Annotated in this window: 14 protein-coding genes; 5 read left to right on the top strand and 9 right to left on the bottom strand. The window is 70.7% G+C overall.

All coding sequences use genetic code 11. From position 1 onward, the window contains the following. Positions 1-1,475: PTS ascorbate transporter subunit IIC (locus QM591_RS03010; RefSeq protein ID WP_415129476.1), on the bottom strand; the 1,475-nt coding region annotated here is incomplete at its 3' end. 114 nt (positions 1,476-1,589) lie between these two features. Further along, the gene (locus QM591_RS03005) at positions 1,590-4,115 is read right to left on the bottom strand and encodes a DEAD/DEAH box helicase (protein ID WP_415129474.1); all 2,526 of its coding nucleotides are present in this window, start codon (positions 4,113-4,115) and stop codon (positions 1,590-1,592) included. A 184-nt stretch (positions 4,116-4,299) separates the two neighbouring features. Between QM591_RS03005 and QM591_RS03000 the strand changes: the two genes are divergently transcribed. Next, the gene (locus QM591_RS03000; RefSeq protein ID WP_415129472.1) at positions 4,300-4,506 is read left to right on the top strand and encodes a hypothetical protein; all 207 of its coding nucleotides are present in this window, start codon (positions 4,300-4,302) and stop codon (positions 4,504-4,506) included. Positions 4,507-4,514: 8 nt separating this feature from the next. Here QM591_RS03000 and QM591_RS02995 read toward each other — a convergent pair whose 3' ends face one another. The 7 genes from QM591_RS02995 to QM591_RS02965 form a co-directional block, all read right to left on the bottom strand. After that, on the bottom strand, positions 4,515-5,831 hold the full coding sequence (locus tag QM591_RS02995; RefSeq protein ID WP_415129470.1) for a glycoside hydrolase family 3 N-terminal domain-containing protein: 1,317 nt from the start codon (positions 5,829-5,831) through the stop codon (positions 4,515-4,517). A 64-nt stretch (positions 5,832-5,895) separates the two neighbouring features. Next, entirely contained in the window at positions 5,896-7,356 is a 1,461-nt protein-coding gene (locus QM591_RS02990) for a cation acetate symporter (protein ID WP_415129468.1), read from the bottom strand. Beyond that, positions 7,353-7,739 carry a heavy metal transporter gene (locus QM591_RS02985; protein ID WP_415129466.1) on the bottom strand — a complete coding sequence of 129 codons (387 nt, stop codon included), beginning with the start codon at positions 7,737-7,739 and terminating at the stop codon, positions 7,353-7,355. Before QM591_RS02985 ends, QM591_RS02990 begins: the two co-directional genes overlap by 4 nt. Next, positions 7,736-8,467 carry a LytR/AlgR family response regulator transcription factor gene (locus QM591_RS02980; protein ID WP_415129464.1) on the bottom strand — a complete coding sequence of 244 codons (732 nt, stop codon included), beginning with the start codon at positions 8,465-8,467 and terminating at the stop codon, positions 7,736-7,738. Before QM591_RS02980 ends, QM591_RS02985 begins: the two co-directional genes overlap by 4 nt. A gap of 22 nt (positions 8,468-8,489) precedes the next feature. Continuing rightward, positions 8,490-9,686: a sensor histidine kinase gene (locus tag QM591_RS02975; RefSeq protein WP_415129462.1), complete on the bottom strand. Its 1,197-nt coding sequence runs from the start codon at positions 9,684-9,686 to the stop codon at positions 8,490-8,492. Between the two features lie 302 nt (positions 9,687-9,988). Beyond that, positions 9,989-10,294 (bottom strand): YbdD/YjiX family protein, encoded by a 306-nt coding sequence (locus tag QM591_RS02970; protein ID WP_415129460.1) that lies wholly within the window; start codon positions 10,292-10,294, stop codon positions 9,989-9,991. A 3-nt stretch (positions 10,295-10,297) separates the two neighbouring features. Further along, on the bottom strand, positions 10,298-12,577 hold the full coding sequence (locus QM591_RS02965; protein WP_415129458.1) for a carbon starvation CstA family protein: 2,280 nt from the start codon (positions 12,575-12,577) through the stop codon (positions 10,298-10,300). 201 nt (positions 12,578-12,778) lie between these two features. On the opposite strand from QM591_RS02965, the gene QM591_RS02960 reads away from it, so the two are divergent. The 4 genes from QM591_RS02960 to QM591_RS02945 all read left to right on the top strand — a co-directional run. Next, positions 12,779-13,117 (top strand): GNAT family N-acetyltransferase, encoded by a 339-nt coding sequence (locus tag QM591_RS02960; RefSeq protein ID WP_415129456.1) that lies wholly within the window; start codon positions 12,779-12,781, stop codon positions 13,115-13,117. Position 13,118: 1 nt separating this feature from the next. Then, positions 13,119-14,087 (top strand): pirin family protein, encoded by a 969-nt coding sequence (locus tag QM591_RS02955; RefSeq protein ID WP_415129454.1) that lies wholly within the window; start codon positions 13,119-13,121, stop codon positions 14,085-14,087. A gap of 74 nt (positions 14,088-14,161) precedes the next feature. After that, positions 14,162-14,725 carry an ECF transporter S component gene (locus tag QM591_RS02950; protein WP_415129452.1) on the top strand — a complete coding sequence of 188 codons (564 nt, stop codon included), beginning with the start codon at positions 14,162-14,164 and terminating at the stop codon, positions 14,723-14,725. Positions 14,726-14,834: 109 nt separating this feature from the next. Beyond that, the coding region (locus QM591_RS02945) for an energy-coupling factor ABC transporter ATP-binding protein (RefSeq protein ID WP_415129450.1) at positions 14,835-15,839 on the top strand (1,005 nt) is incomplete at its 3' end.

The raw sequence follows: 15,839 nt of genomic DNA, 5'->3' as shown, positions 1-15,839 counted from the left end.
CTGGGTGCTGCGGCGGGTGCGGCGGATGCGGCGGCGGCGGGCACCGGGGCGGCCACGACGGCCTCGTCCGCCAGACCGGCCGCGATCCGCGAGCGCTGACGGCGACCGAGGACGATCAGCACGACAGAGGACACGACGACGGCGATGGCGGCGATCAGCCACACCCCACCGACCCCGAGCGGCGCGAACAGCGAGCCGAGACCCGTGATCACCCAGCCCACGGCGAACCAGTCCGGGTCGGCGAGCGTCGCCAGCTCCGGGGCGGTGCCCGCGTACAGCTGCCACGAGATCCACTGTCCGAAGGCGAGGAGAACGCCGTTGAGCACGCCACCGAAGACCGCACCCCGCCAGCCGGCGACGGCGTTGCCGAACACACCACCGGCGCCGCCTCCGAAGAACAGCATGATCATCGGCGGAACGAGCACGAACCAGCCGGCCAGGGCGAACACCCCCATGAGCAGGAGGAAGACGACGGTGGAGGCGAGGAATCCGAGCATGACCGCGGTGGGGGCCTTGGTGAAGGTCACGGGGATGTCGAGGGCCGGCTTGGCACCGGGGAGCGCCTTCTCGGACAGACCGCGGAAGGCCGGCACGATCTCGGCGAGGAACATGCGCACGCCGAAGAGCAGGATCGCGATGCCGGCGGCAAAGCGGAGCGCCTGGAGCAGTCCCCACACCCACGGGGCGACGGTCGATCCCGCCATCTGTGCCTCCACGACCGCGTGGTCGGCGAAGCCGATCGCGATGAGCATGATGACGCCGATCACGAACGCGGTCGACACGTTGATGTCTTTGAAGAAGGAGAGCGACTTCGGAAGCCGCAGGTTCTCGCTGTCGTGGCGCACGGGGTCGCCCAGACGCAGGGCGCGGGCCCCGTAGCCGGCCGCGACCGCGAGCGTCGATGTCGTGTGCGCGAGGCCGACCTCACCGTCGCCCATGACCTTTCGCATGAGCGGCTCGGTCCACAGGGGCTGCAGCGTCCAGTAGCACGCGATGATGAGGGCACCGGCGCCGGCGAGCACCCAGCGGTCGACGTCGCCGAACGCGGCCACGAGGCTGGCCGCGATGACGACCGCCATCCAGTACATGAGATGTCCGGTGAGGTAGACGTAGCGCGCGGCGGGGAAGATCCGCACGATCACCAGGTGGACGACGAAGCCGCCGGCGATGATCAGCGGCACGACCGATCCCGCGCCGGCGGTGAACTCCGCCAGCGACGACGTGGCCGCCGGCGGCTCCAGGCCCATTGCGGAGGAGACGATCGCCTGGAAGCTGACCAGGCCGCCCACGAAGATGTCCACGCCGATGTTGAGGATCACCACGCCGATCGTGGCGCGGAGCGACCCGGCGATCACCTCCTCGACGGGCTTGCGCTGCAGCACGAGGCCGATCAGCGCGATGATGCCGATCAGGATCGCGACCTGGCTGAACAGGTTCGCGGTGATCGTCTCGACGACATCGACGACGACGTCCATGAGTTCCTCGCTCTCGAAGTGGGCTATACCAATTTTTCAGATGGTATAGCCCACTTGATGTCGGTGTCCAGCAGCGGATTCAGACGAGTCCCGCAGCGGATCTCGGTGACGGCCTCAGAGCCGGACGACCTCGGTCACCGTCACCACGGCGGTGCCCTCCTCCACCGACGCGGCGAGGTCGACCTCGGCACGGACACGCCAGTCGTGGTCCCCCGCCGGGTCGTCGATCGTCTGCTCGACGCGCCATATGCCCGCCGGGGCATCCTCGTCGATGCGGATCAGCGACGGTGACCGCGCTGCCCCGCCGGTGAGGATCTCGTCGTGTTCGTCGTAGTAGCGGTCGAGCGCCGCCGGCCAATCGACCTCGGGATCGAGCTCGACGAGCGCCTCGTCGTCCTGGCGCGCGGCCAGCTGGATCCTCCGGAAGAGCTCGTTGCGCACGAGCACCGTGAACGCCCGCCGATTGGCGAGGACGGACGGCGGCGCCGGGGGCACGACCGGGGCATCGGGTTCGGCCGCGGGGTGGACGAGGCTGTTCCACTCGTCGACGAGGCTCGAGTCGACCTGGCGCACGAGCTCGCCCAGCCATTCCACGATATCCATGAGCTCGTCAGTGCGGGCTTCGGCGGGCACCGTCTGGCGGACCGCCCGATACGCGTCGCTGAGGTAGCGCAGGACGAGCCCCTCACTCCGACCCAGCTGATAGAAGGAGACGTATTCTCCGAACGACATGGCCCGCTCGAACATGTCGCGCACGACGGACTTGGGGCGGAGCGAGAAGTCCCGCACCCAGGGCTGGCTCGACGCGAAAGTCTCGTACGCCTGCGCGAGCAGATCGGCGAGGGGCTTCGGCCACGTCACCTCTTCGAGGAGCGCCATCCGCTCCTCGTACTCCACGCCGTCCTGCTTCATGGCCGCGACGGCCTCTCCCCGCGCGCGATACTCCTGCTGGTTCAGGATCGCGCGCGGGTCGTCGAGGGTCGCCTCGATCACGCTGACCACGTCGAGCGCGTAGTGGCCGGTGCCGATGCCGGAGCCTTCCGACGGCGAGGGATCCAGCAGCTCGATGGCGGCGAGCGCGAACGGGGACAGCGGCTGGTTGAGCGCGAAGTTGGGCTGCAGGTCGACCGTGAGGCGGATGCCATCGTCGTCGGCCACGACGATCCCCGCGGCCACGAGGGTGCGGAAGATGGCGAGCGCGCGCCGCGCGAGCTCGTACTGGCGCGCCCGCGACTGGTGGTTGTCGAAGACGAGGGCACGGACGTTGGCGAAGACGTCGCCGCCGCGGCCGATGACGTTGATGAGCATGGCCGCCGTGAGCTGCAGGTGAGGCTCGAGGGGCTCCGGCGCCGCCTCCACGAGACGCGTGAACGACCCTTCTCCCCAGTTCACGACGCCGGCCGGCGCCTTCTTGCGCACGATCTTCTTGCGTTTGCCGGCGTCGCCGGCCGCCTTCGCGAGGGCGACGGCGTTCTCGATCTCCCAGTCCGGCGCCATCACCACCACCGTGCCGTGCACGTCGAAGCCCGCCCGACCCGCACGACCGGCGATCTGGTGGAACTCCCGCGCCGTGAGCTGGCGCATCTTCATGCCGTCGTACTTGGCGAGGGCCGTGATGAGCACGGTGCGGATCGGCACGTTGATCCCGACGCCCAGGGTGTCGGTGCCGCAGATGACCCGCAGCAGTCCCTTCTGCGCCAGGGTCTCGACGAGCCGTCGATACCGCGGCAGCATGCCGGCGTGGTGCACGCCGATCCCCGATCTCACGAGGCGCGACAGCGTCTTGCCGAACCCCGTGGTGAAGCGGAAGTCGCCGATCTCGGCTGCGATCGCATCGCGCTGCTCACGGCTGGCCACCTTGGCGCTCGTGAGCGCCTGAGCGCGCTCGAGCGCGGCGGCCTGCGAGAAGTGCACGATGTAGACGGGCGCTTCCGACCCGCCGCCGACGGTGGGATCGAGGAGGTTCTCGAGGACATCGTGCACCGGTCGGCGCTCGTAGGAGTAGGTGAGCGGGACCGGGCGGTCGACGCCCGTGACGACGGCGATCTCGCGACCGGTGCGCCGCGAGAGATCCGCGGCGATCGCCGACACGTCGCCGAGCGTCGCCGACATCAGGAGGAACTGCGCCCGCGGCAGCGTGAGGAGCGGCACCTGCCACGCCCAGCCGCGCTCCGGGTCGCCGTAATAGTGGAACTCGTCCATCACGACCTGGTCGACGGGAGCGTCCGGCCCGAGGCGCAGCGCGAGGTTTGCGAGGATCTCCGCGGTGCAGCAGACGATCGGCGCGTCGGCGTTGACGGCGGAGTCCCCGGTGACCATCCCGACGTTGTCGGCGCCGAACACGTCGACCAGGGCGAAGAACTTCTCGCTCACGAGCGCCTTGATCGGCGCGGTGTAGTACGACCGTCCTCCCGCGGCGAGAGCGGCGGCGTGGGCCGCCACCGCGACCAGCGACTTTCCCGTGCCCGTCGGTGTCGCAAGGATAACGTGCGACCCCGAGACCAGCTCGATGATGGCCTCGTCTTGAGCCGGGTACAGGGTGAGGCCCTGCGCCGTCGTCCACGCCGCGAACCCGTCGTAGACCGCCTCGGGAGCAGCCCCCGCCGGGATGGCGTCCATCAGCCGTGCGGGTGCGTCCATTCCTCGAGTCTGCCTGATCGCGAGCGGCGGGCGTCTCGTCTCGCGACGCGGGCTCCGGAACCTGGTGAGGCACGTGAGACTTCTGCTTCTTGCGCACATGGCTTTTATGAGATAGCTTCCTTGCACTCAGCGCCGCTTCGTGAAGGAGATGCGACGAGAGATGCTGCAGAGGCAAGGGAGCACGATGGCCACGCGACGGAACGACAGCTTCGGCACCGCGGGGCTCGTCCTTCTGGTTGTCGGAGGAGCCGTCTGGGCAACCGTCCTCATTGCGGCGCTCGCGGGCGGAACGTCGACTCTCACGATCCTCGTCGCCATCGCCCCGATCCTCATCGGAGGCTTCGTCCTGCTCGCTGCCGACCGACTCCCCCCGCGATCCGACGACCGTTAGGCGCTGGATCACCATCTCACTGACGGAGGAGGCAAAATGAAACTGAACCGTGGAGGGCATCTCGTCGCCGGGCTCGACCCGGAGGGCGGGGCTCGGCGCACTGCCTTGGCCTCCACCACTCGGCGAGCCGCTTCGTCGACCAGTGCCGCGAAGTCCGGGTCGCTCTGCGCGCGGGCCAGGACGGCGTCGTACATGGGCGGGAGCACGCGCGCGTCGTCGGCGACCAGCAAGAGGTCGACCCCGGCGTCGAGGGCCCGCAGAGCCCGGTCCGCCGGCGCGATGCCCGTGACCGCGACGGCATCGGAGAGGTCGTCGGACATCACCACGCCCGCGAACCCGACGTCGCCGCGCAGCACCTGCCGCACCACGACGGGCGAGAAGACGGCAGGCCGGGTGGCGTCGATCCGGTCATAGATCGCATTGCTGACCATCACGACCGCAGGGCCCGAGGCGAGGAGCTCGCGGTAGACGTCGACGTCGGGCGAGTCGGCGCCGATCTCCGTGTCGTGGACATCGGCCGTGGTGTCGGTGTTCTGCGTGACCCGTCCCAGCCCGGGGAAGTGCTTGAAGGTGGGCAGCACGCCGGCCGCGCGCATCCCGTCGGCGAATGCCCCCGCCTTGGCCGCGACCGTCCGCTCGCCGTACCCGTACTGACGGCCGAGCGCACCGATCGGCGCGTTGTCGAACCGCGTTGCGTGACTCGTGACGATGTCGGCCACCGGAGCGAGGTTCATCGTCACCCCGGCCGCGCGCAGCTGGTCTCCCCAGGACCGTGCGGAGCGGGAGAGCCGGGCGGTGTCGCGATCAGCCTGGCGGATGGCGTAGGGGATGTCGTCGAATCCCGGACCGCGGAGCACCTGCACCTCCCCGCCCTCCTGATCCGTGGCGATCCACAGCGGGATGCCCGCCGTGCTCTGCGGATCGACGAGCGCGGCCAGATCGGCGACGAGGTCGGATACCGGATCGACACCGGCCGTCGACCGACCGTGGAGGAACACGCTGCCCACGTGCCGGTCCCGGATCTCCGCGCCGACGAGGTCGTCGGAGCCGTCGAGCGGCACTCCGACCATGAACAGCTGGCCCACTTTCTGCTCGAGGGACATCTGTGCCAGCGGATCGCCCTCGGAGGGCGAGGGCACGGCGGTCGGCGTGACGAGAGGCGACGAGACGCTCGAGGTCGGCGTGGGCGAAGACGCTGCGGGAGAAGCCGGGGCCACCGAGGGCGACGCGCAGGCCGCGAGGAGGACGACGGCGAACGCCCCGCCGGCGATCAGCGCGCGAACGGCGGCCGAGCGGCGGGACGGGCGAGAGCGGACGGCGACCACGGGACCATCCTCCTCCCTCTCCCCGCATACCGCGCCGACCACGACGTGCCGACGGCCCGCCTGATCAGCCGGCCCGCTCCGGACTGTGGAGCCGTAACAGGTAGCGATCGGCGCGCACGGGCGGTCCGTGGCGATCCAGCCGTGAGACCACCACCGTCACGGCCGCGGCGAGCGGGATCGTCCACGCGGCGGGTTGGGCGAGGTACGGCGCCGCGATCCCCACACCGCCCACCGCCGCGTGGACGAGCAGCGCGAGGCCGCACGAGACGGCACCGGTGACCACTCCGGCCACGGCACCGCGCGCCGTGAGCCCACGCCACCACACCCCCAGGAGCAGCAACGGCGACAGGCTCGACGCGGCGAAGACGAAGACCGTCCCGACGCTGGAGACGAGCCCCGCCGGGACGGTGGCCAGCGCGACGACGAGAGGGACGAGGGCACACAGGGCCGCCGAGATCCGGAACGAGCGCACCGACCCGGAGAAGACGTCCTGGCTCACGACTCCTGCCAACGACACGACGAGGCCGGCCGAGGTGGCCAGGAACGCCGCGAAGGCGCCTGCGACGATGAGCGCCGTCAGGAGTTCCCCGAGGGCCCCCGGGAACACCCGGGCCGGAAGGAGGAGAACCACGGTGTCGGCGGTCTCGGGCCGGGCGAGGTCCGGCGCGAGCATGCGGGCGAGGAGGCCCATGCCGCTCGAGACGGCGTAGAACGCGCTCACCATCGCGATCACGAGGACGGTCGTGCGCCGCGCCGAGACACCGTCGGGGCTCGTGTAGAAGCGGACGAGTACGTGCGGCAGGCCCATCGTCCCCAGCAGGAGCGCCAGAAGGAGCGAGGCGGTCTCGTAGGCGTCGACACCTGCAGGTCCTGCAGCGGGAGGGAAGACGGCGGAAGCGTCGACGGGGTGCGGGCCGCCACCGACCGCGAAGCCGATCACGACGACGGGGACCAGGAGCGCGGTGAGCTTGAGCCAGTACTGGAAGGCCTGCACGAAGGTGATGGCACGCATCCCGCCCGCGGCCACAGCGCCGCCGACGAGCACCGCCACCAGCACCGCCCCGATCCACGGTGGCAGTCCCGCCACCACCTGCAGCGTGATCCCCGCGCCGTGGAGCTGCGGGACGATGTACAGCCACCCGATGACGAGCACCACGACACTCGTCACACGGCGGGCGAGGGTCGACTCGAGCCGAGCCTCCACGAAGTCGGGGATCGTGTACGCACCACTGCGACGCAGGGGCGAGGCGACGAAGACCAGCACGAGGAGGTAGCCGGCGGCGTATCCGATCGGGAACCAGAATCCCCGCGCACCCCCCAGCAGCACGAGACCCGACAGGCCGAGAAAGGTGCCCGCCGAGAGGTACTCGCCGCTGATGGCGGAGGCGTTCCACACCGGACGCACGGTGCGCGAGGCGACGAAGAAGTCGCTCGTCGTGCGCGAGGCGCGCAGTCCGTACACACCGATGAGGACCGTCGCGATGACCACGAGAGCGATCGCGGCCAGATCCAGGACGGGATTCACTCGCGGTCCCGGAGCGCCCGGTAGCGCTGCTCATTGCGCGCGGCGCCGCGTGCATACAGAACGGCGAAGGCGAAGATCACGGGATAGAACGCGAAGGCGTGCACCAGCCACGACAGCGGAACACCGGCGATGACGACGTGGTCCAGCTCCGGGATCGCCGTGAGGGCCACGGTGAGGGCCACCGTCACGATCACGAAACCCGCGACCGTCCCCAGGGCGAGCCGCAACTGGGTGCGCCGAAGCGCCCGGCCGTACACCGCGTCGATGTCGTCGCTTCCCTCGCCGACGCGAAGAGGAAGGGAACGCGGACCGGGTCGGACGGCGGGGCGTGGCTCCGGACCGCCTCCGGTCACCCGCACCCGGCGGGGAGTGTCGGGGCTCATCGTCCCGCCCCGTCGGCGCGCCCGTGCACGAGGGCCTCACGCACCGCCGGCAGGAGGCGCCTGCTCACGGGCAGCGAGACGGCGCCCACGGAGACGGCGGGCTCGGATCCGCTCAACCGGGCCTCGGTCACCGCATCGGACCGCACCAGGTACGACCGGTGCACCCGCACGAAGCCCGCGTCGGCCCAGCGCTGATCGAGCTCGGAGATCGGGATGCGGACGAGGTGGCCGGCGCCCTCGTCCGTATGCAGCCGAGAGTAATCGCCCTGAGCCTGCACCCAGCGCACGTCGCTCCGCCGCACGAAACGCACCGTCTGCCCCACCGTCACCGGCACGACCTCGTCGGCGTCGGCGTCACCCGACGCTGCGGAGAGCTCGGCCACGCGATCGATCGCCCGTCGCAGGCGTTCGAGCCGCACCGGTTTGAGCACGTAATCGGCCGCGCGCACCTCGAACGCCTCGAGGGCGCGCGCATCGTCGGCCGTGACGAAGACGACCACGGGCGGCGACGCCAGGGCGTTCATGGCGGCGGCGAGGTCGATCCCGGTGAGCCCGGGCATGTGGATGTCGAGGAAGGCCGCGTGAACGGCCCGTTCCGAGAGCTGGCGCAGCGCGTCGGCACCGGAGGACGCCGTCAGGATCTCCCCGATCCGGGCATCCGCACGCAGCAGATGGACGAGTTCGTCGAGCGCGGGCCGCTCGTCGTCGGCGACGAGCACGTCGATCACGGCAGCACCTCACCTCCGGCGGTCACCGTCCGTCGACATCCGTGTCGTGCCGGGGCTGCGATTTCGGGATCCGCATCCTGACCAGGGTACCGGCGCCCATCGCGGTCTCCACGACCAATCCGCCCTCCGCGCCGTACAGCTGACGCAGGCGCGTGTCGACGTTGCGCACGCCGACGTGCGCGCCGTCGACCACGCTCGTCAGGAGTGCCCGCAGCCGCTCGGGGTCCATTCCCACTCCGTCGTCCTCGACGGTGATCTCGGTATGCGTGACGTCGTCGCGCGAGGCGATCCGGATGGTCCCGCCCCGCTCGCCGGGCTCGAGCCCGTGGCGCACGGCGTTCTCGACGATCGGCTGCACCGACAGGAATGGGATGACGGTCGCGAGAGTCTCGGGGGCGATGCGGAGGGTCACCTGCAGTCGCTCCCCGAACCGCGCCCGCTCGAGCTCGAGGTAGGAGTGGATGCTCCGGAGCTCCTCGGCCAGGGTCGTGAACTCCCCTTGCCTGCGGAAGGAGTACCGGGTGAAGTCCGCGAACTCCAGCACGAGCTCCCGTGCGCGCGGTGGATCGGTGTGGACGAAGGAGGCGATCGCGGTGAGCGCGTTGTAGATGAAGTGCGGCGAGATCTGTGCGCGCAGCGCCCGCAGCTCCGCTTCGGCGAGCGCAGCCCGCGAGGCGTCGAGCTCCCCGAGCTCCAGTTGCGCGGCGCACCAGTCGGCCACCTCGACGGCGGCGCGAACGAGCGCAGCGCGCACCGGCGCGGCGAAGGCGACGACGACGCCGACCACCTCGCCGGCGACGACGATCGGCGCCCCCACCGCTTCGCGTCCGGAGTCCCCGTCGGCGCCGGCGGAGACCTGGCGGCGCCCGGTGTCCCTCACCCGCTCGGCCACGCGCTCGGCGACAGCGGTGAGCGCGGACACGTCACCCGAGCCATCGATCGCGACGACGCCCTCCGTTCCCACCAGCGCGACCGCCGTGCTGCCCAGGAGCGCACGCAGGTGGTGCACGGCGCGGGCGGCCTCCGGCGCATCCAGCCCGCCCCGGAGGTGGGGCGCGGCGAGGCTCGCGCGGTGGAGCGCCCGGTGGGTCGCCTGTTCGGCGTCGCTGCCGAGGTCTCGCGTGCCCCGCGCCAGCCGCCGGGCGAGCAGGAGCAGCACCGTGAGCGCGACTCCAGCCGCGACGCCGAGCAGCGCCGCGAGGACGACCGCATCAGTCATCCCCTCACCCTACGGACTCCCCCGCCTCGTTCCCGTTCCCGTTCCCGTTCCTCGTCCCCGTTCCCCGTTCCTCGTCCCCGTTCCCGTTCCCCGTTCCCCGTTCCTCGTCCCCGTTCCCGTTCCCGTTCCCGAGAGCACATGCTGTCACCGAGCGCATAGGCCCCGGGCGCACGCGAGGTATGCCCTCGATGAGAGCATGTGCTCTCGGCCCTGGAACCCGAGGGAACCCGAGGGAACCGGGTAACCGGGGAACCCGAGGGAACCGGGGAACCGGGGAACCCGAGCCGGGCCGGAGCCGGGGGTCAGCAGCAGCGGGCGCCGGGGTTGCGATCCTGCTCGTCCATCCGCTGGCGCCAGAACTCGCGCTCGGAGGGAACGGGCGCGTTCGGATGGTGCCGCCGCTGATGGGCGACGTACGTCGCGTACGCGCTGTCGCCCATCAGGCTCGACATGTACCAGTGGATCGCACGTCCCGCTCGAGCCAGGGCCACCGCCGCCCGCCTGCAGAACTCCGCCATACCGGCCACCCGCCCGGGCGCGCCTCCGCTCGTGGCGGGCGCCCCGGCGCGGGCACCGACCGGATTGGCGGAGTTCTGCAGGATGCTCATCGCTCAGTGCCCCCGATGGGCGAGCTCCGCCCGCTCGTCGGCGAGGATCGGCTCCCACTCCTTCTCGAGCGTCCGCTCCGCGCGAGTGGGAAGGAAGCCGGCCGGAGCGAACCGGCGCGACACGACCGGCGTGTCTTCGCTGTTCTCGCCGCCGCCGGCGCGGATCGCGCGGATCGTCACCACGACGGCGGCGATGATGACGACGATCGCGAGCGTCACGAAGACGATCGAGAGCGTTCCCTGCACCGCCGTGTTCCGGATCACGGCGCGGACCACCTCGGGCGCACCGAGACTGTCGTCACCGGCGTCCTGCGCCGCGCGGTACTTGAAGTGGTTCGCCCAGTATCCGATCGCCGGGACGGGCGAGAAGATCTTGTACAGCGAGGCGGTGATCGTCACGACGGCGGTGAACGCCAGGGGCACCGCGATGATCCACAGCCACTTCACGTAGCTCCGGCCGCGCTTGGCGACGATCGCGAGCACGACGGCGAGCGCGATGGCCGCCAGCAACTGGTTGGCGATGCCGAACAGCGGGAAGAACGTGTTGATGCCTCCCAGCGGATCGGTCACGCCCAGGATGAGGATCGTCCCCCACCCGGCCACCATGATCGCGGTGCAGATCCACACGCCCGGACGCCACGTGACGTCGCGGAACTTGGGGAACCAGGCGCCGATCGAGTCCTGCAGCATGAAGCGCGCGACGCGGGTCCCGGCGTCGACGGCGGTGAGGATGAACAGCGCCTCGAACATGATCGCGAAGTGGTACCAGAAGGCCATGAGCGCCTGGCCGCCGAGCGCCTGCTGCATGATGTGCGCGAGTCCGAGCGCGAGGGTCGGGGCACCGCCGGTGCGCGAGACGATCGATTCCTCACCGACGGCGACGGCGGTACCGGTGAGCATGTCAGCGGTGAGGGGTGACCCGGTGAGACCGAGCGAGTTCACGAAGGCCACGGCGCCTTCCACCGTTCCGCCGGTGAGGGCGGCGGGGGAGTTCATCGCGAAGTAGATGCCCTGATCGATCGAGATCGCCGCAACGAGGGCCATGATCGCCACGAACGACTCCATGAGCATGCCGCCGTAGCCGATGAAGCGCGTCTGTCGTTCCTTCTCGACGAGCTTCGGTGTCGTGCCCGAGGCGATGAGGGCGTGGAACCCCGACAACGCGCCACACGCGATGGTGACGAAGAGGAACGGGAAGAGGGGCCCCGCGAAGACCGGCCCCAGCCCGTTCTCCCCGAAGATCGTGACGGCGGGCACCGAGATCTCGGGCATGACGATGATGATCGCGCCGGCGAGCATGACGATCACGCCGATCTTCATGAAGGTCGACAGGTAGTCGCGCGGAGCCAGCAGCAGCCACACCGGAAGCACCGCGGCCACGAAGCCGTAGACGATGATTCCCCAAGCGATCACCTCGCGGTCGAGGTGGAACATCGCGGAGCCCCACTCGGTGCCGGCCACCCAGCCACCCGCGACGATCGCGAACATCAGCAGCACGAAGCCGATGATCGACACCTCGGTGACCTTGCCGGGACGGAGGTAGCGCAGATAGACCCCCATGAAGATGGCGATCGGGATCGTGAGCGCCACCGAGAAGACTCCCCACGGGCTCTCCCCGAGGGCGTTGACCACCACGAGGGCGAGGATCGCGACGATGATCAACATGATCAGGAGCGAGGCGATGATGGCGGCGGTGCCACCGATCCTGCCGAGTTCCTGCCGGGCCATCTGGCCGATCGTGCGACCGCCGCGGCGCATCGAGAAGAAGAGGACCGTGTAGTCCTGCACCGCGCCGGCGAGCACGACACCGACGATGATCCAGATGGTTCCGGGCAGGTACCCCATCTGAGCGGCGAGCACCGGTCCGACGAGGGGCCCGGCTCCGGCGATGGCGGCGAAGTGGTGGCCGTAGAGCACCCGGCGGTCGGTGGGGACGTAGTCCTTGCCATCGGAGCGGACCTCGGCGGGGGTGGCCCGTTTGTCGTTCGGGCGCGTGATGTAGCGCTCGATCACCTTTGAGTAGAAGCGGTAACCGATGAGGTAGGTGCACACCGCCGCGAAGACGAACCAGATGGCGTTGACCGTCTCCCCGCGAACGAGGGCGAGCATGACCCACGCCACCCCGCCGAGGAGGGCGATCGCGATCCAGACGGCGATCTTCAGCGGGGTCCAGCGGGCTTCTTTCTCGTGCGCCTCGTCGGAGACGGCGGGCGGCGGAAGAGTCGGATCCGGGACGAGGTCGGGTTCGTCGGTCAAACCGGAGGGCGAAGAAGGCGCAGTCATGGGGTCTCCTCGGGGGCGCGTCGTTGCGACACCTCAGGCTAGGAATCCACGCGTCGGAGGACCACGAGCACGCCACCGGGCTGCGACGAGCGGCACCGGCCCCGCGACGAGCGGCGCCGCCGCGGACGCGCGTCGGCCGATCGGCCGCCCGGAACGTCGCGCCGCGGTCTACGTTGGAAGTCAGGGACGAGAGGAGCAGCCGTGAGCGATGACGCCGAGGTCACGGTCGACCGCAACGACGAGAAGAACCGCTACGAGATCCATGTCGGCGACACGCTCGCCGGCTTCACCGAGTTCCGCCCCGACGCGCACGGTCGCCTCGTGCTGCCGCACACCGAGATCGATCCGGCCTTCGGCGGACGAGGGCTCGGCTCCGCGCTGGTCGGCCGTGCCCTGGAAGACGTCGCCGCGCGCGGCGAGTCGGTCGTTCCGGTGTGCCCGTTCGTCGTGAAGTACCTGAAGTCGCACGACGTGACGGGGCTCGACGTGCAGTGGCGCCCCACCGCGGACGACGCCGGCAGCGCGAGCGTGGACACCTGACGTGACCCGGCTCGACTCCCCCTCCGAACCCGAGACCGAGGCAGCCGTCGCGTGTGACGGTCCCCGGTCCTTGCTGCTGGAGGCGCGGGAGGTGCCGCTCGGCGGCGTCCGCGGCATGTCCGTGCATCGGAGCCTGCCGCAGCGCGCGCTGCCGATGGTCGGCGCCTGGTGCTTCCTCGATCGCTTCGGCCCGCAGACCACCACGATGCGTGTGGAGCCGCACCCTCATATCGGGCTGCAGACGGTCACGTGGCCGTTCGTCGGCGAGGTGCGTCATCGCGACACGATCGGCAGCGACGTGGTCGTCCGCCGCGGAGTGCTCAACCTCATGACCAGCGGAGCGGGTATCGCCCACTCCGAGTATTCGGTCGGCGACGGACCGGTGCCCCTCGACGCTCTGCAGCTGTGGGTGGCGCTCCCCGAGTCGCGGCGCCACGGCGAGCGCGACTTCGAACGCATCGAGGATCTCCCGGTGGTGGACTTGGGCGGCGGCTCATCGGCGTGCGTCGTGGTCGGGGAGTTCGCCGGCACGTTGTCGCCCGCCCGCATGTACACGCCGATCGTCGGCGCCGAGGTCTTCCTCCCCGCCGGCACGCGGACCGCCCTGCCCCTGACACCGGCGTGGGAGTACGCGGTGGTCGGGGTGTCGGGAGCGCCCGTCGTGCACACGCCCGATCCGCTGGCGGTGTCGGATCTCGGACTCCTCTATCTCGGCCGCGACCGAGATTCGGTGGAGATCGTCGCTCACGAGGACGCCACGGTGTTCCTCCTCGGCGGTGAGCCGTTCGAGTCGGACATCGTCATGTGGTGGAACTTCGTCGGGCGCAGTCACGACGAGATCGTCGAGGCGCGCGAGGCGTGGGAAGCGGGGACGGAGAGGTTCGGACACGTCGTCGGCCACGGCGACGAGCGCATTCCTGCTCCGCCGCTTCCCGGCGTCCGCCTCACCCAGCGGCGTCGGCACCTCTGAGGGCGGTCTCGGTCGGCCTTTTTGCCCGGTGAGCACCGCGCCGTGGCCCCGGCGCCCGCGAGTACGCTGGAGGGGTGGCCCGAACACCCGCCCTCTCGACGCGCGTCCTGCTGATCTGCGCGGCGATCGGTGTCGCGACGGGTGTGCTCCAGGTGGCCGCGGGAGCGGTCAGTGCACCGGTGTCGGCCTTCGTTCCGGTGCTCTACGGGCTCGTGCTCGGCGTGCACGTCGTTCCCGGTGTGGTCGCCCAGGCGCTCCTGCGTCTGCCGTGGGTGGCCCTGATCACGCACCTGCTGGCCGCCCTGGTCGCCAGTGCCTTCGCACCGCCGTGGATCGGACGGTACCTCGGCACGGCATTGCTCATCGGCGGCCTGCAGGAAGGCATCGCCGCGCTCACCCGCTACCGGCAGTGGCAGGCCTGGCGGTTCTTCGTCTCCGCCGTGATCGTCGGCGCCGTGATCGCGGTCGCGATCTGGTTCGCCGCGGACGTCGCCAAGTTCGCGGTGTGGGGGCAGATCCTCTACGTCACTCTCTTCATCGTCGGTCCCGTGCTGTGGACGGCCGTCGGCCTCGCCGTGGGGTCGGCGTTGCGTCGCGCCGGCGTCGCACGGACGAGCACCGCGGCGTCTCGCCGCTGACGCGTCGTCGAGGTGCCCGTCGAGGTCGACGATGACAGCGGAGGTTAGGGCAGGCTAAGTTAGGAGATGCTGACTGACGTCTCCAGCCCTCTCCGTTTGGACTCCACCCGTGACCACTGCCGTCCCCGCGGCCGGCGCCGACCCGGCTTCCGAGGCCGATCCGGCGGAGTCGACGGCGCGTGACGAGTCGCGCGAGGCACCGGCCGAGATCCTCCGGGTGACAGGGGTGGGGATCGCTCACGACGGCGAGACGCGCGCCCGGCCCGCCGCCGCCACCTTCACCCTCCGACGCGGCGAGGTGGCCCTGCTCCTCGGGCCGAGCGGGTCGGGCAAGTCGACCCTCGCCCTCGCCCTCAACGGGCTCGTGCCCCAGACGGTCCCCGCGACGATCGAGGGCGCCATCGAGGTGGACGGGTGGGATGCGCGGTCGACTCCCGTGACCACGCTCAGCCGTCACGTCGGGATGGTCTTCCAAGACCCCGATGCGCAACTGGTCACCGGAACGGTGCTGGACGAAGTCGCGTTCGGGCCCGAGAACCTGCGGCTCCCCGTCGACGAGGTGCTCTCTCGCACCCGTGACGCCCTGGAACGCGTCGGACTGTGGGAACGCCGCGCCGACAACCCCGACCGGCTCTCGGGCGGGGGACGGCAACGCCTCGCGATCGCGTGCGCCCTCGCCATGGGCTCACCGCTCCTCGTGCTCGACGAGCCGACCGCCAATCTGGATCCCGCGGGCATCGAAGAGGTCTATGCCACGCTCGCCGACGTCGTGGCCGCGGGAGATCGGGCCATCGTGCTGATCGAGCACAACCTCGACGCCGCCGTCGCGCTCACCGACCGCGTCGTCGCGCTCGACGCCGACGGGCGGACGGTCGCGGACGGCACCGTCGACGAGGTGCTGCGCGAGGGTGCCGCGCAGCTGCACGCACTCGGGGTCTGGCTTCCCGTGTCCACCCTCGCCGCTCTGCGCCTGCGGGAGGCGGGGTGGGAGTTCGAGCGCCTTCCGCTGACGCCCGACGAACTGCGCGCGGCGGTGGAGTCGGCCACGCCTCCCGCGGCCGGATCGCCGCCGCCCCGCCCACCGGCTCCCGCGCCTACGGCGCCCACGGCCTTG

This window comes from Microbacterium sp. (assembly GCF_047607225.1).
GTDB lineage: Bacteria > Actinomycetota > Actinomycetes > Actinomycetales > Microbacteriaceae > Microbacterium.
The sequence above is the reverse complement of the archived record's forward strand: the minus strand, read 5'-3'. Positions and strand labels throughout refer to the sequence as shown.

What these genes read in the sequence shown, in the direction of transcription:
- QM591_RS02970 (WP_415129460.1), bottom strand. Translation starts at nt 10,294, where the DNA reads ATGAGCATCCTGCAGAACTCCGCCAATCCGGTCGGTGCCCGCGCCGGG.
- QM591_RS02985 (WP_415129466.1), bottom strand. Translation starts at nt 7,739, where the DNA reads ATGAGCCCCGACACTCCCCGCCGGGTGCGGGTGACCGGAGGCGGTCCG.
- QM591_RS02965 (WP_415129458.1), bottom strand. Translation starts at nt 12,577, where the DNA reads ATGACTGCGCCTTCTTCGCCCTCCGGTTTGACCGACGAACCCGACCTC.
- QM591_RS03005 (WP_415129474.1), bottom strand. Translation starts at nt 4,115, where the DNA reads ATGGACGCACCCGCACGGCTGATGGACGCCATCCCGGCGGGGGCTGCT.
- QM591_RS03000 (WP_415129472.1), top strand. Translation starts at nt 4,300, where the DNA reads ATGGCCACGCGACGGAACGACAGCTTCGGCACCGCGGGGCTCGTCCTT.
- QM591_RS02975 (WP_415129462.1), bottom strand. Translation starts at nt 9,686, where the DNA reads ATGACTGATGCGGTCGTCCTCGCGGCGCTGCTCGGCGTCGCGGCTGGA.